At 36.8% G+C, this 17595-nt stretch carries 17 protein-coding genes; 13 read left to right on the forward strand and 4 right to left on the reverse strand.

Features of this window, described 5'->3' with window-relative positions; translation table 11 throughout:
* Positions 1 to 41 precede the first annotated feature (41 nt).
* The 7 genes from SFA27_RS00950 (at position 42) to SFA27_RS00980 (ending at position 7634) form a co-directional block, all read left to right on the forward strand.
* A complete protein-coding gene (locus SFA27_RS00950; RefSeq protein ID WP_034681463.1) occupies positions 42 to 365 on the forward strand; it encodes a DNA-directed RNA polymerase subunit omega in 324 nt (107 codons plus the stop codon).
* A 123-nt stretch (positions 366 to 488) separates the two neighbouring features.
* The gene (gene coaBC / locus SFA27_RS00955; RefSeq protein ID WP_047377267.1) at positions 489 to 1694 is read left to right on the forward strand and encodes a bifunctional phosphopantothenoylcysteine decarboxylase/phosphopantothenate--cysteine ligase CoaBC; all 1206 of its coding nucleotides are present in this window, start codon (positions 489 to 491) and stop codon (positions 1692 to 1694) included.
* A 36-nt stretch (positions 1695 to 1730) separates the two neighbouring features.
* On the forward strand, positions 1731 to 2636 hold the full coding sequence (locus tag SFA27_RS00960) for a DUF4835 family protein (protein WP_047377268.1): 906 nt from the start codon (positions 1731 to 1733) through the stop codon (positions 2634 to 2636).
* Positions 2637 to 2766: 130 nt separating this feature from the next.
* A complete protein-coding gene (locus SFA27_RS00965; RefSeq protein WP_407295537.1) occupies positions 2767 to 4416 on the forward strand; it encodes a DNA repair protein RecN in 1650 nt (549 codons plus the stop codon).
* 74 nt (positions 4417 to 4490) lie between these two features.
* On the forward strand, positions 4491 to 5957 hold the full coding sequence (locus SFA27_RS00970; protein ID WP_407295540.1) for a DUF5687 family protein: 1467 nt from the start codon (positions 4491 to 4493) through the stop codon (positions 5955 to 5957).
* Between the two features lie 3 nt (positions 5958 to 5960).
* The gene (locus SFA27_RS00975) at positions 5961 to 6677 is read left to right on the forward strand and encodes an ABC transporter ATP-binding protein (protein ID WP_407295543.1); all 717 of its coding nucleotides are present in this window, start codon (positions 5961 to 5963) and stop codon (positions 6675 to 6677) included.
* Positions 6678 to 6695: 18 nt separating this feature from the next.
* Complete coding sequence (locus tag SFA27_RS00980; RefSeq protein ID WP_407295545.1) at positions 6696 to 7634, forward strand: Dyp-type peroxidase; 939 nt, start codon at positions 6696 to 6698, stop codon at positions 7632 to 7634.
* A gap of 60 nt (positions 7635 to 7694) precedes the next feature.
* Here SFA27_RS00980 and SFA27_RS00985 read toward each other — a convergent pair whose 3' ends face one another.
* Both SFA27_RS00985 and SFA27_RS00990 read right to left on the reverse strand, forming a co-directional pair.
* Entirely contained in the window at positions 7695 to 7901 is a 207-nt protein-coding gene (locus tag SFA27_RS00985) for a bacteriocin-like protein (protein ID WP_047377274.1), read from the reverse strand.
* Between the two features lie 18 nt (positions 7902 to 7919).
* On the reverse strand, positions 7920 to 8117 hold the full coding sequence (locus SFA27_RS00990) for a bacteriocin-like protein (RefSeq protein WP_047377275.1): 198 nt from the start codon (positions 8115 to 8117) through the stop codon (positions 7920 to 7922).
* Between the two features lie 246 nt (positions 8118 to 8363).
* Here SFA27_RS00990 and SFA27_RS00995 point away from each other — a divergent pair, with 246 nt between their 5' ends.
* The 3 genes from SFA27_RS00995 to SFA27_RS01005 are packed head-to-tail and all read left to right on the forward strand — an operon-like array spanning position 8364 to position 10590.
* Positions 8364 to 8924: an RNA polymerase sigma factor gene (locus tag SFA27_RS00995; protein ID WP_047377276.1), complete on the forward strand. Its 561-nt coding sequence runs from the start codon at positions 8364 to 8366 to the stop codon at positions 8922 to 8924.
* Positions 8911 to 9519: a hypothetical protein gene (locus tag SFA27_RS01000; protein WP_407295549.1), complete on the forward strand. Its 609-nt coding sequence runs from the start codon at positions 8911 to 8913 to the stop codon at positions 9517 to 9519. The genes SFA27_RS00995 and SFA27_RS01000 overlap by 14 nt, the downstream gene beginning before the upstream one ends.
* Positions 9520 to 9549: 30 nt before the next feature.
* The gene (locus SFA27_RS01005) at positions 9550 to 10590 is read left to right on the forward strand and encodes a porin family protein (protein WP_047377278.1); all 1041 of its coding nucleotides are present in this window, start codon (positions 9550 to 9552) and stop codon (positions 10588 to 10590) included.
* A 74-nt stretch (positions 10591 to 10664) separates the two neighbouring features.
* On the opposite strand, the gene fumC is transcribed toward SFA27_RS01005, so the two are convergent.
* Positions 10665 to 12059, reverse strand: a complete 1395-nt coding sequence (fumC, locus tag SFA27_RS01010) for a class II fumarate hydratase (protein WP_407295553.1) — start codon at positions 12057 to 12059, stop codon at positions 10665 to 10667.
* Between the two features lie 225 nt (positions 12060 to 12284).
* Here fumC and SFA27_RS01015 point away from each other — a divergent pair, with 225 nt between their 5' ends.
* Positions 12285 to 13892 carry a fumarate hydratase gene (locus SFA27_RS01015; protein ID WP_047377280.1) on the forward strand — a complete coding sequence of 536 codons (1608 nt, stop codon included), beginning with the start codon at positions 12285 to 12287 and terminating at the stop codon, positions 13890 to 13892.
* A 93-nt stretch (positions 13893 to 13985) separates the two neighbouring features.
* Positions 13986 to 14270 (forward strand): hypothetical protein, encoded by a 285-nt coding sequence (locus SFA27_RS01020; RefSeq protein ID WP_185097834.1) that lies wholly within the window; start codon positions 13986 to 13988, stop codon positions 14268 to 14270.
* Between the two features lie 93 nt (positions 14271 to 14363).
* Here SFA27_RS01020 and SFA27_RS01025 read toward each other — a convergent pair whose 3' ends face one another.
* Positions 14364 to 15236: a helix-turn-helix transcriptional regulator gene (locus SFA27_RS01025; protein ID WP_407295556.1), complete on the reverse strand. Its 873-nt coding sequence runs from the start codon at positions 15234 to 15236 to the stop codon at positions 14364 to 14366.
* Between the two features lie 154 nt (positions 15237 to 15390).
* On the opposite strand from SFA27_RS01025, the gene SFA27_RS01030 reads away from it, so the two are divergent.
* A complete protein-coding gene (locus tag SFA27_RS01030) occupies positions 15391 to 17469 on the forward strand; it encodes a T9SS type A sorting domain-containing protein (protein WP_407295559.1) in 2079 nt (692 codons plus the stop codon).
* Positions 17470 to 17595 lie beyond the last annotated feature (126 nt).

Here is a 17595-nt window from a genome sequence, read left to right on the forward strand (position 1 = left end):
TCGTAAATTTGTCGTCTTAAAATAAAAATAATTTTCTCAAAATGAGTGTAAAAGATACAAAAGCAGAAGTAAATACAATTACTTACGATAAAGATAAGATTGAAGATAAAGTAGGTTCAATCTATGAAGCTATTGTTATCATGGGAAAGAGAGCAGAGCAAATCAATGCGGAGATCCGTACGGAACTTCACAACAAATTAGATGAATTTGCGGTTCACAATTCTACATTAGAAGAGGTTTTCGAAAACAGAGAACAAATTGAGATCTCTAAACATTACGAAAAGCTTCCAAAGCCAACTTCAATCGCTATTGAAGAGTGGTTAAACGAAGATGTTTATTTCAGAAAAACAGAAGAGAGAAAATAAATCTTCTGTGTTTTTATAAATGAAGGTCATAAAGGAAATCAGTTCTTTTATGACCTTTATCGTTTTAAAGCCAGATTGTGTGGGAAAAAATAAGTATTTTAGTACTTCAAAAATTAAAACTCAATGAGTGTTTCCGGTAAAAAGATTCTTATCGCCGTCTCTGGTGGAATTGCAGCCTACAAAATTCATTTTTTGATAAGGGATTTTGTGAAAAAAGGAGCAGAAGTACAGATTATTATGACTCCTGATGCAGAACATTTTGTGACAAAACTAAGCCTGTCTACACTATCCAAAAAAGCGGTGTATTCAGAATTTTACAGCGATAACGGAACATGGAACAGCCATGTGGAAATGGCACTGTGGGCGGATGTTATGATCGTAGCTCCCTGTACAGCCAATACACTGTCTAAGATGGTTCACGGGATGTGTGATAATCTGGTTATTGCAACTTATATGTCTGCAAAGTGCCCTGTTTTTATTGCTCCTGCAATGGATCTTGATATGTATGCACATCCTTCTACAAAAAAGAATCTGGAACTCGCAGAAAGTTTTGGACATATTATAATTCCTGCGGAAAACGGAGAGCTGGCCAGCGGGTTGGTCGGGCAGGGAAGGATGGCAGAACCGTCAACAATTTTTAATACTGTTGAACATTATTTTACAGCAAACAGCCATTCCAAGAGCCTTGAAGGGAAAACTGTTTTAATTACAGCTGGCCCTACTTATGAAGCTATAGATCCTGTAAGATTCATCGGAAATCATTCCTCTGGAAAAATGGGGTTTTCCCTGGCCGAAGAAGCTTCAAAAAGAGGGGCAAAAGTTATTCTTATTTCGGGGCCGAGTTTCCAAACCATTAATGATCCAAAGGTTGAGCTTCATAAAGTAACTTCAGCAAAAGAAATGCTGGCAAAAGTATTTGAATTCTATGATAAAATAGATATCGGTATTGCAAGTGCTGCGGTAGCTGATTACGCACCCAAAGAAGTTGCGAAAGAAAAGATCAAGAAAAATGATGATAACCTGACGATTGAGCTGGTTAAGAATCCGGATATCCTTAAAACGATGGGAGAAAAGAAAACGCACCAGTTTTTGGTAGGTTTTGCACTGGAAACCCAAAATGAAGAAGAAAATGCAAAAGGAAAACTGGAGAAGAAGAATCTGGATATGATTGTTTTAAACTCTTTGCGTGACGAAGGTGCCGGGTTTAAGAATGATACCAATAAAATAAGGATATTTACCAAAACGGAGAAAAAAGAATTCGACCTGAAATCCAAAGATGACGTAGCGAAAGATATTCTCAATTTTGTTGAATCTCAACTTTTAAAATAATTTTAATAAATTTCCGTTCTCAATTTTTAATAGACAATGAAAAAAATTATAAGCTTATTTTTTCTGTTTCTCATATATACCCAAAGTTTTTCCCAGGAGCTGTTGGCAACCGTTCAGGTAAATTCCCAACAGGTAGGAGGGAGTAATCAGCAGGCGTTTAAAGCATTGGAGAAAAGTCTCAGGGATTTTATCAATAATACCAGCTGGACAGGGAAAAAGCTTCAGAATTTTGAAAAAATAAAATGTGGTTTTTCCGTTGTTATTGGAGAAAGAGATGGAAATAGATTCAAAGGATCCATTGTAGTTCAGGCTATGCGCCCTGTTTATAATACAACTTACGAATCCCCTTTGATTAACCTTCAGGATCAGAGATTTGGTTTTGAATATATTGAGAATGAAAGTCTTATTTTTAATGAAAGGCAGTTTTCGGGGAAAAATCTTACTGATGTGGTCAGCTTCTATATTTATCTTATTTTGGGGATAGATGCAGATAGTTTCCAGTCTATGGGAGGATCTCAATGGTACGCAAAAGCACAGCAGATTGCTCAGAATTCCCAGAACAGAAACTATGAAGGCTGGAATACTATCAATGAACCAAGAAGCCGTTCTATCTTGATTAATGAAATTATGAATCCTAACTGGAACCAGTTGCGTTCTACAATTTATACTTACCACAGAGCCGGAATGGATAACCTTTTTAATCAGGACCAGACTGCCGGGAAAAAAGTGATCTTTGATGCCCTGATGCAATTGAAAATGTACGAAAACACGTTTCAGCAGGCATTTTTCTTTAATCTGTTTATGGATACAAAAAGTGATGAAATCTTCAATATATTCAATTCCGGAAATAATGGAGGTTTGATTCTGAATGATCTTAAACAGACAATGATTATTCTTTCACCAAAAAATATTGATAATAAGTGGAATAAGTGGAAGGTGTAAGTTCGAAATCCATTTAATAAGCGATAAAAAATTTTGAGAAGCAGAAAGCACTTAAACATTTTCTCAATTCATTAAAAAAAAACTTATTTTTACAGTTCAAACTCAAATTGGATTATAACCCGGATTATCAATGCTTTCGAGAATTTACATTAAAAATTTTGCCCTGATTGATACTCTTGAAGTATCTCTGAATAATGGTTTACAGGTTATTACCGGTGAAACGGGAGCAGGTAAATCTATTATTTTAGGAGCGCTCCGACTTATTTTAGGAGAAAGAGCAGATGTAAAATCTATTGCCAAAACTGAAGAGAAAAGCGTGGTGGAAACTGAATTTTCCCTGAACAACCAGTTTAAGAAATTCTTTATTGAAAATGATCTGGATTACGAGCTTCAGACGATTATAAGAAGAGAAATCCTTCCATCAGGGAAATCGCGTGCCTTCATCAATGATGTGCCGGTAACGCTGGATATCCTTAAAGAGCTTTCTTCACAGCTGATCGATATTCATTCCCAGTTTGAAACATCCAATCTTTTTACATCAGAATATCAGTTTAAAATCATAGACGGACTTTCCGGTAATAAAAATATCATTGAAGAGTATCAACAGGAATTTTCTGACTTTCAGAGCCTTAAATTGGTTTTGAAAAAACTGAAAATCCAACTCTCAGAATCCAATAAAGAAAGTGATTATAAAGAATTTCTCCTTAACGAATTGGAGGAACTCAAGCTTGATGATGTAGACTATGAAGATGTTCAGAACCAGCTTTCTATTCAGGAAAATGCAGGGATGATTTCCGAAAACGTAGGCCAGATCCTATCCAGGTTCCATCAGGAAGAAATAGGAATTCTGTCATTCTTTAATGAAGCTACCAACAAGCTTTCAAAAATTTCTGAAGTTTCTACCAGTTTCGCAGAGCTTGATGAAAGGCTGGAAACCTCTTTTGTAGAGCTGAAGGATATCATTTCTGAACTTGAACATGCGGCAGAAAAAGTTGAAATCAATCCTGAAAATCTGGTATATCTTACCGATTTGAATAATAAAATAAACGCCCTGTTTCTTAAACATAATGTATCAGATCTTAATGAACTGATTGAAATCAGAAACCAGCTGGCAGGAGACCAGAAAGGAGCCTCAGAGCTGGAAGCACAGATTGAAGAAACAGAAGAAAATATTTCTCAAAAAGAAAAAACACTTCAAACTCTTGCTGGAAAGCTTTCCAAGAACAGACATAAAAATGTTTCTGTTTTCATCAAAAAAGCAGAAAGCCTGCTGAAAAAATTAGGTCTTGAAAAAGCAAAAGTAGATATAGAACTGCAGGATGCTCAGGAATTCAATCAGTTTGGAAAAGAAAATATCCAGCTGCTATTCCAGGCCAATTCCGGTTTCCCTTTAAAACCTATCCAGACTGCTATTTCCGGAGGAGAAAGATCAAGAGTAATGCTGGCTGTAAAGAAGATTATCGCTGAAAGTGATGAATTGCCAACTTTAATTCTGGATGAAATTGACACCGGAGTTTCAGGAAAAGTAGCTGAAGAGATCGGAAACCTTATGAGAGAAATGTCTGAAGACATGCAGCTGATCGTTATTTCACACCTGGCGCAGGTTGCAGCAAAAGGAAATGATAACTATAAAGTGGTAAAACAGGATGTTTTAGGCAGAACACAATCTACTATAATTCCTTTGAGCAACGAAGAAAAGCTGAATGAAATTGCCCAGCTGCTCTCCGGAAGCAAAATTACAGAAGCTGCTCTGGCACAGGCAAAAGAGCTTATAGGATAACCATAAAATCACACTTTTCTTTAAAACTTTGTAACATATTTTACATTATATTTACTAATGTAAAAAACTAACATATGTTTCTAAAGTTCCTTAGGCTTGAAATAAAAAGCTTCTTCCGTGGTACATCTTTAGGGATCAATCTGACCATGAAAATTCTCCGTTTTATTGGAATACTCTATTTCGTGGGCTGTCTTGTAGGTGGGGCTTTTATTGCCTTTTTCTACATACAGGAGGAGATGCACCAGAATCCTGTAAAGGTAGTTTCAAAATTCATGATTGTTGCCTGGATTATTGATCTTGTTCTTAAATATCTCTGGCAGGAAATTCCTACTCAGAATATTAAACCCTTCCTTACCATGAACATCAGAAAGAATACGCTGGTCAATTATATGCTGGCCAAAACTTTTCTTTCAGCATTCAGCTGGCTGAGTTCTTTATTCTTTATCACATTTTCATTGATTGCCTTATTCAACGGATATAGTATCTTAGGGGTGTTGGTGTGGCTTATAGGTGTGATTTCGTTACTTTATCTTAATAATTTCATCAATATTTTTTTCAATGGTAAAGAAACCCTGGCGGTGATTATTGGAATATGCTTTTTGGGCATAGGAATGCTGGGATATTATAAAATAATTCCGGTTCTGTCTTATTCCGAATCAATTTTCTTCAGTTTCTATGAGAAACCTTACTTTGCACTGATACCTGTTGCTTTGTTCGTAATGTTGTGGTGGATCTGTTTCCGTTATCTTCGTAATGAATTTTACCTTGATCAGGGGCTTGAGGCAAAGAAAACAGTTGGAAAAACAGAGAATATTGCTTTCCTGAATAAATATGGAGTTATCGGAACATTTATCAATAATGATATTAAAATGCTGAGACGTAATAAAGTACCTAAAGGGATTTTGCTGGGCAGCTTTATGTTTCTGTTCTACGGACTGCTGATGTTTACTTCTTCAATGTACAAAACACCCGCAATGATGATGGTTATGGGACTTTTTGTAACAGGAGGTTTTCAGTTTCTGTTCGGGCAGAGAGTTCCCGCTTTTGACAGCTCATATTATCCGTTGATGATGACCCTGAATGTTCCTTATAAAGAATATTTAAAAGCAAAATGGTGGCTGATGAATATTGTAACAGGAATTTCTATCATTATAGCGCTTTGCTATGCCTACTTCGGCTGGGAGGTTTACATTACATTTTTTGCCGCAGGATTATATAATATTGGCGTGAATTCTCAATTTACCCTGTGGTCCGGAGCTTTCAATAAAACTCAGATTGACCTTAATACAAAAGAAAAAAGATTGGGACAGAAAGGGAGCTTCAATATGATCGCTATGCTCTTGTTGATTCCTAAAATGCTTCTTCCAATGGGAGTATTTGCCTTAACAAAATTTTTGTGGGGAATTACCGGAGGAGTCATAAGTATTGCAGTTATCGGAATTGTAGGGTTTTTCCTGAGAGAGAAAATCTTCGATATTATTGTGAAACTTTATAAAAAAGAAAAATACAGCACACTGGATGCATTTAAAAATATAAGTTAAGCCATGATCAACATACAAAATTTATCTAAAACATACGGAACATCAACAGTTCTTAATATTGAACATCTTGAAATTTCAAACGGGGAAACATTTGGTCTCGTGGGAAATAACGGAGCAGGAAAAACAACCCTTTTCAGCCTGATGCTGGATTTAATTCAGGCTACTACAGGATTTGTAAGCATTGATGGAATTAAAGTCGATGAATCTGAAGCATGGAAAAATAAAGTTTCTGCCTTTGTAGATGATACATTTCTTATCGGTTATCTTACTCCTGAGGAATATTTTTACTTCATTGGAGAGTTGAGAGGGCAGAACAAAGCATCAGTAGACGAATTTCTGAAGCCTTTTCATGATTTTTTCAATGGGGAAATCCTTAAATCCGGGAAATACGTCAGAGACCTTTCAAAAGGAAATCAGAAAAAGGTAGGAATTGTAGGGGCTATTATTGGAAATCCTGAAATTATTATCCTTGATGAGCCTTTTGCCAACCTGGATCCTTCTACACAGATCAAGCTGAAAAACCTGATCAAAGAATTATCAAAACAGGATGGCGTTACTTTTCTTATTTCCAGTCATGATCTTTCCCATACCACAGAAGTATGTAACAGAATTGTGGTGGTGAATAAAGGTCTTTTGGTAAAAGATATTCAGACCAACCCGGAAACATTGAAAGATTTGGAACAATATTTTGCAGATCAGGTTTCTGTTTCGGATATTTAATACCACAAAAATAGAGGTATGAATACGATAGAGTCACAGAATGTAACAGATTATCCAAACAGCAATACTATTTTCATGGTCTGGAAACTTCATGACAGCCCAGAGCTTAAAGATATTTTTCAGGAACTATGCGCATTGGTTTTAAATCTTAATAATTCAGTGTTTAACCGTTTCCCGGACAGTAGAGCAAGCTGTGTAATGGGAATTGGTGCAGAAGCATGGAGAAAACTGGAGCTTCCGACACCACTGCCAAAAGAATTAATCAATTTTGAAGAAATAAAGGGGATGAAGCATACCGCGGTTTCTACTCCCGGAGACCTTCATTTCCACTTAAGAGCAGACAATAAAAGCCTGATTTTCGATATGGCTGTGGAAATATCCAAACTATTAAGTTCTGCGGCGGAAAGTATTCTGGAAATTCATGGCTTTAAATATTGGGATGCACGTTCTATTCTTGGATTTGTAGACGGAACAGAAAATCCGCATGGAGACGACCGTGATTATTTTGCAAAGATCGGAGATGAGGATCTTCAGTATAAAGGTGGAAGTTACCTTTTCGTTCAGAAATACCTGCATAATATGGATGCATGGAAAGGTTTGTCAACAGAGGATCAGGAGAAGGTCATCGGGAGATCAAAAGAAAACGATATTGAAATGTCTGATGATGTAAAACCTTCCAACTCACACATTGCTTTAGCCAATATCGAAGGAGAAAATGGAGAAGAATTGAAAATTGTCAGAGATAATATGCCTTTTGGAAATCCTTCTACTAATGAATTCGGAACCTATTTTATTGCCTACTCAAGTACATTTACAACAACAAAAAAGATGTTGACCCATATGTTTATAGGTGATCCTCCAGGAAATTATGACAGAATTTTAGATTTCAGCACATCAGTTACCGGAACACTTTTTTTTGTTCCTACCAGAAATATGCTTGATGAATTCTCTGGATAAAACAATAAAAAAGGCTGTCTCATAAGTAAGGCAGCCTTTTATCAATTACTTTTACAGAAATTATACCGGATTTCCCGGATTGTATGAATCACACATTCCGTTTTCCACCAGACACTCTCTTTTTTTCAGTTCACAGGGATTGGTTGTAGGTACACTGCAGCATGCATAATATCCGTTGAATTGTACCAGATACATATCGCAAAATGGTGTATTTCCTCCCTTAATTGTTTTCAGATTCTCTCTTTTTAATTTTTTTAAATGCTTCATGGTATTGCTTTAATATTGTTAAGCTGGAATACCAGAGTCACACATACCAACAGGAGTCAGACACATTGCAGACGTATTGCACGGATCTACATTAGGTTTTGTACAGCAGGCATAATAACCGTTAGCTTCTACTAAGTAAAGATTACCAAGACACGTAAAGTCTCCTCCTAATACAGCTTTTAAATTTTCTCTGTCTAATTTTTTTAAATTTTTCATGGGTTTAGTTTTGAGTTAATTATATCCCTAATATAGGAAAAAATAAATATAAGTTACTTGTGTTTAAAAAATTGTATTTCAGTTTTTTATATAGAACCGCTCTTCTGTTTTTTTGAATAAAAAAGATGATAGAATTTGTAACTCTGAATAAAAAAAATCAACTCATTGTATTAAACAGGAAATTTTTTTAAAAAAGTTGTAACCTTTTTTTGTTTTCATTGTCTTTAATATAGAAACAGCATAAGCATGAAACTTTTGTTCGGAAATAAAAAGAATGATTTGTTGAGCCTCCTGAAGAAACAGGATCCGGCTGCACAGAAGATTTTCTATGAACAGAATGTCAAGAGATTCCTTAGTGTAAGCAAAAGCTATGTGAGCGATTTGTACCAGGCGGAAGATTGTCTCATTAAAGCATTCTGTAAAATTTTTAAGCACATAGAAAGCTTCAGAGGAGAGTCGAACCTGGATAGCTGGGCAAGAAGAATTGTCGTTAACGAATGCCTGAATTTTATCAAAAGCCATAAAACGGTATTCTATCTGGATGAGATCAACCAATCTTTTCATGAAGACATTCACGAACCGGAGATTGATTGTGACTTTAATGCACAGGACCTTTTGGATCAGCTTCCCGATGCCTATAGGATGGTTTTTAACCTCTATGTCCTGGAAGGATATTCTCATCAGGAAATTGCTGATACTTTGCAGATTTCAATGGCTGTCAGTAAAACACAGCTGTTCAGAGCAAAAGAAAAATTAAGAAAGATTTACTTTCAACAACAAAAAAAAGTAAAAAATGAAAACGTCTAAGGATAATATTGAATGTCAGATCAAAAAACAGATCGAAGAAAGAGAGATTGCTCCATCCCGTGATCTGTGGTCTGAAATAGAGGTTCAAAACAGCAACAATAACCGTCCCAAATCACAAATGAACTGGGTTTTAGTGGCTGCCTGTCTGATCTTGACATTGAGTTTAGGAACCGTTCTGTTTTTTCTCAATCAACCTTCAGAAATTCAACCTGAAATAGTAAAGAAAACAGAAGAAAATAAGGCAGGTCAAATTATAAAAAATGAGGCTCAAGATAATACAGCTCTGGCTGCTCAGAATAATGATAAAAAGGAAGTAAAGAAGATACCTTCCCAAGATAAAGAAGAAATGATTTCCGCAGTAGTAATAGATCAGAGTAAACTTATTCCCAGAGAAACTGCAGTAAAAAAAATAGAAATTCCTCAGATTTCTAATCCAAAACTTCTGGCAAAAGCTGATTCTTTAAAAACTCCGGTTAAAAAGAAAAAATATGTAGATCCTTCTACACTCCTTTTTTCAGTAGAACATAAAGATGTTATCGAAAAAACAAAGGATGGAAGTAATGTGGCTACCACTATTGATTTAAATGCCAGATAATTTGTCCGTAAAAAATTAAAAATTAATAATATGATCAAGAAATTAATCGTAATGGGACTGCTATGCTCTATTTCAGCATCATTCCATGCACAAAAGGCTTTGAATATTAACCTGTCTTCTAAAAAAGATACTGAGGTAAGTCCTATTGTAAAAGAGAAAGTGGAAGAATATGCCACAAAAATCAATACCATTATTCAGGAAGAAAAGAAACTGATGGAAGAAGAACTGGTAGTTTTGCAGGCAAGAAACCTTGATAAAGCAGATTTTGACAGAGAAAAAGCTCAGATTGCAGATCGCTATTCTGAGAAAATGGATAAAAGAATTGAGGCGCTTGGGTTTGATCTGGATGACGTTATTCAGAAACAGGTAAGATATTCCCTTCTGAATACAGATGTTACCTCTAAAGAAGAGCTTAAAGAGAAACTGTTGAAAAAATTCCGTCCCAGCAGAAGCTTTACAGGATATTTCTCTTACGGAATTATGACATTGACAAATAGCTCTCCCGATAATGAACTGGATAAAAACATAGGATATGCCAATAATCTGGAATTTGGTCTGAAACTGAATTACCAGCTTAGCAGAACAAGCCCTTGGGCAATTACTTCAGGGTTAGGATTCTCTTGGAGAACAGTAAGAGCGGATAATAATATGATGTTTATAAGAAATGCAAATCAGGGGGTTGCTCTGGCTCAGTACAGCGAAAACCTTGAGAAAAGTAAGCTGAGAACCGGGTATATTATGGTTCCTCTTGGGGTACAGTATAATTTCTCCAAGCTTAAAAATGCCGGAATGGATATCCAGTACAGAAGTTATTATACAGGATTTAAAATTGGAGCCAATGTATATGGCGGGGTAAAAATGTCTACCAACAATATTGTAAAAGGAATTGATGGTGAAACCAGAGACCGTGGAAATTATCAGGTGAATCCTTTTGTATATGGGGCACAGATTACATTCTCATATAACAGTTTCAGTCTGTTTGTTAAAAAAGATTTCAGTAATTTCTTTAAAGACAGTTACTTCAAAAATGATAAAGCGCTGATATTTGGGTTGGCCATCGGATTAGATTAAATACATTTTGACAGCAAAACGAAAACTCCGGAAAAAGCTCCCGGAGTTTTTGCATTGTATCAGTTATAGAATCATTATTTTAAACTCCCTACCATATCTTCAGGCTTTACCCACTCGTCAAACTGCTCAGCAGTGAGTAAACCAAGGTTGATGGCTTCTTCTTTTAAAGTTGTACCATTTTTATGGGCTGTTTTTGCAATTTTAGCCGCATTTTCATATCCGATATGAGTATTTAAAGCTGTAACAAGCATTAAAGATTTGTCTACAAGCTCTTTAATTCTCTCATGATTCGGTTCGATACCTACCGCACAGTGATCATTGAAGGAAATACATGCATCAGCAATCAGTTGAGCAGACTGAAGGAAATTGTAAGCCATTACAGGTTTGAAAACATTCAGTTCATAATTCCCTTGAGTTCCTGCAAATGAAATTGTCGTATCATTTCCTAAAACCTGAGCACAAACCATTGTTAAGGCTTCATTCTGAGTAGGATTTACTTTCCCCGGCATAATAGATGATCCTGGTTCATTTTCAGGAATATGAATCTCTCCAATTCCTGAACGAGGTCCAGACGCCAGAAGTCTCACATCCTGAGCAATTTTATATAAAGAAACAGCAAGCTGCTTCAAAGCACCATGGCTTTCAACAATAGCATCATGGGCAGCAAGAGCTTCAAATTTATTTTCTGCAGTAACAAAAGGATGATTGGTAAATTGGGCAATATATTCAGCTACTTTTACATCATAACCGTTAGGTGTATTTAATCCTGTACCTACAGCAGTACCTCCTAATGCAAGCTCAGAAAGGTGAGGTAAAGTATTTTTTAAAGCTCTCAATCCGAATTCCAGCTGAGCCACATACCCGGAAAATTCCTGTCCAAGAGTAAGCGGAGTGGCATCCATCAGGTGGGTTCTGCCGATTTTTACAACATCTTTGAAGGCTTTTGATTTCTCAGCCAATGTATTTTTTAGTTTTTCCACAGCCGGAATTGTTACTTCCACAACTTTTGTATAGGCAGCGATGTGCATTGCCGTAGGGTAGGTATCATTGGATGACTGGGATTTGTTGACATCGTCATTCGGGTGGATTTCAGATTTTTCACCCAATGTTCCTCCATTATTAACATGAGCTCTGTTTGAAATTACTTCATTGACATTCATGTTCGACTGTGTTCCGGACCCCGTCTGCCAGATCACCAAAGGAAACTGGTCGTTAAGTTTTCCTTCCAGAATTTCATCACATACCTTGGCAATCATATCTCTTTTTTCTGCAGGAAGTACGCCCAGCTCAGTATTGGTATAAGCTGCAGCCTTTTTCAGATAGGCAAAAGCTTCAATGATTTCATGCGGCATTGAACCCTCAGGCCCTATTTTGAAATTGTTTCTGGAACGTTCGGTTTGTGCACCCCAAAGCTTATCTGTAGGTACCTGCACTTCTCCCATGGTGTCTTTTTCTATTCTGTAATTCATAGTGGTTGAAATTTGTATGATCTGTTGATTTTAAAGCCATAAAAATTTTAAACATTATTCAACTTTGATGAAAAAATAATGCTGTGGCTTTATTTATTTAGCTTCTATAAAGGTACTTATAAACTCAGAAACCTCCAATTTATAATCATTATAAATATCAATTTAAATGACTGATTTTACTCATATTTTTTTAATGAGCCGTATTTTTGCACAAACAAAAATTGAATGGACTTTAGATATCAGGATCCGTATCCAATTCAGAAAGATGATACGGTGTATAAGAAGCTTACATCAGATTATGTAAAGGTTGAAAAACTGGGTGACAGAGAAATTTTAACAATTGATCCGAAAGGACTGGAATTATTAGCTGAAGAAGCTATGGCAGATGTGTCTTTCATGCTTCGTTCTTCACACCTGGAAAGCCTTAGAAGAATCATTGATGATCCTGAAGCTACAGATAATGACAGATTCGTTGCTTATAACCTTCTGCAAAACGCTGCAGTAGCCGTTGAGGGAGCTCTTCCTTCATGCCAGGATACGGGAACAGCTATCGTAATGGGAAAGAAAGGAGAAAATGTATACACAGGAGTAGAGGATGGGGAATACCTGAGCAAAGGAATTTTCAATACCTATCAGAAAAGAAACTTAAGATATTCTCAGGTTGTGCCTTTGACAATGTTTGATGAGAAAAATTCAGGGTCTAACCTTCCTGCACAGATTGATATCTATGCTAAAAAAGGAGATTACTACGAATTCTTATTCTTAACAAAAGGAGGAGGTTCAGCTAATAAAACATTTTTATACCAAAAGACGAAATCTTTATTGAACGAAAAATCTCTTGAAGAGTTCGTTAAAGAAAGAATTTCAGACCTTGGAACAGCTGCCTGCCCGCCTTACCACTTAGCATTGGTAATCGGAGGAACTTCAGCAGAAGCTAACCTTGCTGCAGTGAAAAAAGCTTCAGCAAAATATTACGACCATCTTCCTACAGAAGGAAATGAAGCCGGCCAGGCATTCAGAGACCTTGAATGGGAAGCAAAAGTTCAGAAAATCTGCCAGGAAAGTGCCATCGGAGCTCAGTTCGGAGGAAAATACCTTACCCATGACGTAAGAGTAATCAGACTTCCAAGACACGCTGCATCTTGTCCGGTAGGAATGGGGGTTTCATGTTCTGCAGACAGAAATATCAAAGGAAAAATCACAAAAGAAGGGATCTTCCTTGAGCAATTGGAACAGGATCCAAAAAGATTCTTACCTGATACCCCTCCACACTTAGAAGAAGCTGTTGAGATTAACCTGAATAAACCAATGCCGGAAATTCTTGCTGAGCTATCCAAATATCCAATCAAAACAAGATTGAAACTGAACGGTACACTAATCGTAGCAAGAGATATCGCTCACGCAAAAATCAAAGAAATTATCGACAGCGGGAAACCAATGCCTGAATATTTCAAAAACCACCCGATCTATTATGCAGGACCAGCAAAAACTCCGGAAGGAATGGCTTCAGGGAGCTTCGGGCCTACTACAGCAGGTAGAATGGACGTTTATGTGGATGAATTCCAAAGCCACGGCGGAAGTATGATTATGCTGGCAAAAGGAAACAGAAGTAAAGATGTTACTAATGCTTGTCATAAATACGGAGGCTTTTATCTAGGATCTATCGGAGGGCCTGCTGCTATTCTTGCCAAAGACAATATTGTGTCTGTAGATGTAGTAGACTTCCCGGAATTAGGAATGGAAGCCGTAAGAAAAATCGAAGTAAAAGACTTCCCTGCATTCATTATTTCCGATGATAAAGGCAACGATTTCTTCGCAAATCTTGCTCACTAATTAGTTTAAAATTAAAATAAATAATAAAATAGAGCACTGATCTTTTGTGTAAAAAAGAAAAAAGCTTTATTTTTGCCTAAAATCTTTAAGAGAATGATAACGATATTATCAGCATTTTGGCCGTTCTACCAGTTCCTTTGGACTATATTCTTCATTACTATGTTCTTAGTAGGATTCTGGTGCATTTTTATGTTCTTCGGATTAGTAATCCCAATGTGGCTAACTGAAGGTTTGAAAGAGTATTTCGGAAAAGTAAAGCCTTTCGACCCTGAAGATATCAGAAGAAAGCTTATTACTGAGCAGGAAGGTGTAGAGGTTATCTATAGCGAGCCTAAAGGAAATGGACCTTTCCTTCACGATCACGGACATCATCATTAATTGATTGTCATTGCTTTTTCACCTGAATTCTGAAAAAGTAATATCAAAGCAAAACAACATATATAAAACCGCTTAATTCGTTAGGCGGTTTTTCTATTTATTATTCCTAAGGCTTTCCGGGGACATTCCAAATTTCTTTTTAAAAGCCCGTGTAAAGTTCTGGAGATATTCATAACCACATTCAATAGCAATTTCTTTGATCATAATCTCTTTGTTGGTGATCAGTTTCTTTGCTTTCAGCATTCTGAGTTCAGAGATATAATGGGCAATAGTTGTATGATACTGGGCCTTGAATTCCTTTCGGATAATATTCTGATTCATGCCGATATACTTTCCGATCTCTTCTGCTTTTATATTTCTGTGGTAATTTTCATCAATGAATTTCCTGATCATTTCTGGAGTCTTCGGAGTAGATTCCAAAATGTTTTTCTCATTGAACTGCTCAAAAATTAAAATCAGCAGCTTAATAATCTTGGCTTCTATAAATAGCTTCTGCATGATTCCCTTTTTGGTGTACCCCAGAATTTCCTTTACAATCATATGCATTTCAACCGTCATGTCCGGCGGTGTCTCTTTATGAAGGAATATGAAATTATTATGGGTCATGTTTTCCAGAATTTCTGCATTCTCGTGGTTGAGGTCCGGGTTGATGAGGTTGAAAACATATTGATAATTGATCTGAATCTGAAGAAATTTCAGAATTTCCTGGTTTTCCGTCCATAGCTCTGCAACACTTTCTTTGGGTGAGTAATGGAGAATATATTGATTTTTCTTGAATGAAAATTGGGTTCCGCAGTCATGAGCTTCCAAATTAATACCATCACTCAGCAGAAAAAGAAGATTAAAGCTGGACTTCCCTTCCAGTATATGAGACTTGAAGGATTGATCAGGACTCAGATCTTCCTGCATGATGATTTTGATGTCTTCGGATCTGAACAAAAGTCCACTTTTATATTGATTCCTCATACAACACATTTTTACGGCCATGGTACAACTACTTAAGGTAAAAGTGCTTCTCAGGATAACAAAAAGTTTGAAAATGATAACTTGAGGTTAATAATGTGAAGTACTTTTGCGCAAAATTAAATTAAATTTAGAATAATTAAAAATAATATTTTATATGTTTAAAGATTTACATTTTGCAATACAGAAAATCAGAACGGGATTAACATTGCTGACCATTGCCGGAAGCTGCTTGTATGCGCAGCAGTGGGAAAATGTTGGAGGCATTCAGGATGTATCAGCAGGGGGAAGCAGTTTTAATAATTTAGTGATTGACAACTCAGGAAATTATTATCTGTCATATTATGATGTTTCCGTGGCCAGAGGTTCTGTTCAGAAATTTGACGGAAATTCTTGGTCATATTTAGGAGGAAGCGCGGGGGTTACAACTGGAACGGCAACTTACAATTCCCTGTCAATAAGTCCAAATGGAAACAGTCTTTATTATACCAATCAACGTGGTTATCCGGAGTCAGGAATGGAAGTTCGTTTGTTTACCGGATCCTTATGGTCGCAACTTCCGAATGCTACAGACAGTTCTGTAAATTATCAGGCTTCTGCAGTTTCTTCTGATAATATTATATTCACCTATGGATCTTATGGTTCCGGAACGGTAAAAAGATATTTTGGAGGTACATGGGAACAGGTAGGAAACGCGGGCTTTTCAGGAGGTGCAGAATTTGCTGAAATGGTCATCGGAACTAATAATATGATCTATACGTGTAATGTTTCCGGAGGCTTAAAAGTGTATCAAAACAGCACTGGCGCAAGCTCAATGCAAAACTGGAGTTTGGTAGGCGGAGCTCCTGCAGATGCTTCTTCTTCAGGAGAACAATACAATGCTGATATTGCTTTGGATGGATCTAATACGATTTATGTAGCCTATGTTTCAAACTCAGGAGGAGGCAGAAAAGTGAATGTTAAAAAATTTGACGGAAACTCTTGGGTACAGGTTGGAAATGCTAATTTTTCTGAAGGGAAAGTTCAGCACGTTGCTTTAGCGGTGACAGAATCCGGGAAACCATATGTAGTTGCCAGCCGTTTTGAAACTGATAATTTCCTGAGAAATACAGTTTATAAATTAGATGATTCCCAAAACTGGGTTGCTTTTGGAGGAGATTTTGTTTCGGATGGTGAAGCAAAATACAATGACCTTGCTATAGATAAAGCACACAATTATCTTGTTCTTGCTTATTCTGATAATGCCACAAAAGTTAAAAGAATTTCTCTGACTGTAAATCCTCAAACATGCAGCAATACAGACCCCGGAACCAATGTGGGTGATACAGGCTGTGTGAGCTTTATGTATCGTGGCCAGCAGGTAGCTTATTCCACGGTAAGAGGTGCTGACGGAAAAATATGGCTTCAGCAGAATCTGGGAAGTATACAGGTTGCTTCATCAGTGGCTGACGCCAATTCATATGGAGATCTTTTCCAATGGGGAAGATGGGATGACGGACACCAGCTTAGAAATTCTCAGACAGCACAAGCTCCTTCACCTAATACTCCGGAAGGAATTGGTGCTGCAGGAGGATTATATATTGCAGGATCTCCGGCATGGTGGGCAGGTTTTGCAGGTTCAGATACATGGACTGGTGCATCAGTTGCGGATGTTAATGCATCAGTAGGGGTAGATCCTTGTAAAGCGATAGGAGCAGACTGGAAAATGCCTTCTCAGGCAGATTGGACTGCTTTAGTAGGAGCTGAAGGTATTGGTAATCCGGCAACGGCTTACAGCAGCAATCTTAAATTACCGGCAGGAGGATACAGAAGCTCAAGTAATGGGGACTTTACTTTCGTTGGTCAAAGAGGATATTTCTGGAGTTCAGATACATCAAGCTTAGGAGCGAAATATCTGTATATCGGATCAACTATTGCCAATTCATCAGCAGGAGCAATGAGAGGACAGGGTTCGTCAGTAAGATGTATTAAACCTACATCTTCTTTAAGTACTTCAGAAACTAAACTGAATAAATCTGTTATAGGAATATATCCAAATCCTACAAAAGGAATTCTTACTGTTAAATCAGATTCCGCAATTGAAAAAGCAACTGTTATCAATGCAGTAGGACAAAGTATTAATGTACAGTTCTCAGATCATCAGATCAATATGGCTGAACTTCCATCAGGGTTATATATCGTAGATTTAAAATTAAAGAATGGACAATCCGTTTCTAAAAAAATTATAAAAGACTAATCGGATTTCAACAACAGAGATTTTCGTTCAAAAAATAGTTCATTACAATTACTTTTATTGGGAGGCTCATGAAATTTTCATGAGTCTTTTTTAAATTTATTTTTTCCCGGAAAATTGAAATATTTG

The organism is Chryseobacterium sp. HR92 (assembly GCF_045689405.1).
In the GTDB taxonomy this organism is placed as follows: Bacteria; Bacteroidota; Bacteroidia; order Flavobacteriales; family Weeksellaceae; genus Chryseobacterium; species Chryseobacterium viscerum_A.

Bases quoted from the DNA above. Each gene is read 5' to 3' on its own strand.
- SFA27_RS00975 (WP_407295543.1), top strand. From the start codon at position 5,961: ATGATCAACATACAAAATTTATCTAAAACATACGGAACATCAACAGTT.
- SFA27_RS00995 (WP_047377276.1), top strand. From the start codon at position 8,364: ATGAAACTTTTGTTCGGAAATAAAAAGAATGATTTGTTGAGCCTCCTG.
- SFA27_RS01000 (WP_407295549.1), top strand. From the start codon at position 8,911: ATGAAAACGTCTAAGGATAATATTGAATGTCAGATCAAAAAACAGATC.
- SFA27_RS00960 (WP_047377268.1), top strand. From the start codon at position 1,731: ATGAAAAAAATTATAAGCTTATTTTTTCTGTTTCTCATATATACCCAA.
- SFA27_RS00980 (WP_407295545.1), top strand. From the start codon at position 6,696: ATGAATACGATAGAGTCACAGAATGTAACAGATTATCCAAACAGCAAT.
- SFA27_RS00965 (WP_407295537.1), top strand. From the start codon at position 2,767: ATGCTTTCGAGAATTTACATTAAAAATTTTGCCCTGATTGATACTCTT.
- coaBC (WP_047377267.1), top strand. From the start codon at position 489: ATGAGTGTTTCCGGTAAAAAGATTCTTATCGCCGTCTCTGGTGGAATT.
- SFA27_RS01030 (WP_407295559.1), top strand. From the start codon at position 15,391: ATGTTTAAAGATTTACATTTTGCAATACAGAAAATCAGAACGGGATTA.
- SFA27_RS01015 (WP_047377280.1), top strand. From the start codon at position 12,285: ATGGACTTTAGATATCAGGATCCGTATCCAATTCAGAAAGATGATACG.
- fumC (WP_407295553.1), bottom strand. From the start codon at position 12,059: ATGAATTACAGAATAGAAAAAGACACCATGGGAGAAGTGCAGGTACCT.
- SFA27_RS01020 (WP_185097834.1), top strand. From the start codon at position 13,986: ATGATAACGATATTATCAGCATTTTGGCCGTTCTACCAGTTCCTTTGG.
- SFA27_RS00985 (WP_047377274.1), bottom strand. From the start codon at position 7,901: ATGAAGCATTTAAAAAAATTAAAAAGAGAGAATCTGAAAACAATTAAG.
- SFA27_RS00970 (WP_407295540.1), top strand. From the start codon at position 4,491: ATGTTTCTAAAGTTCCTTAGGCTTGAAATAAAAAGCTTCTTCCGTGGT.
- SFA27_RS00950 (WP_034681463.1), top strand. From the start codon at position 42: ATGAGTGTAAAAGATACAAAAGCAGAAGTAAATACAATTACTTACGAT.
- SFA27_RS00990 (WP_047377275.1), bottom strand. From the start codon at position 8,117: ATGAAAAATTTAAAAAAATTAGACAGAGAAAATTTAAAAGCTGTATTA.
- SFA27_RS01005 (WP_047377278.1), top strand. From the start codon at position 9,550: ATGATCAAGAAATTAATCGTAATGGGACTGCTATGCTCTATTTCAGCA.
- SFA27_RS01025 (WP_407295556.1), bottom strand. From the start codon at position 15,236: ATGAGGAATCAATATAAAAGTGGACTTTTGTTCAGATCCGAAGACATC.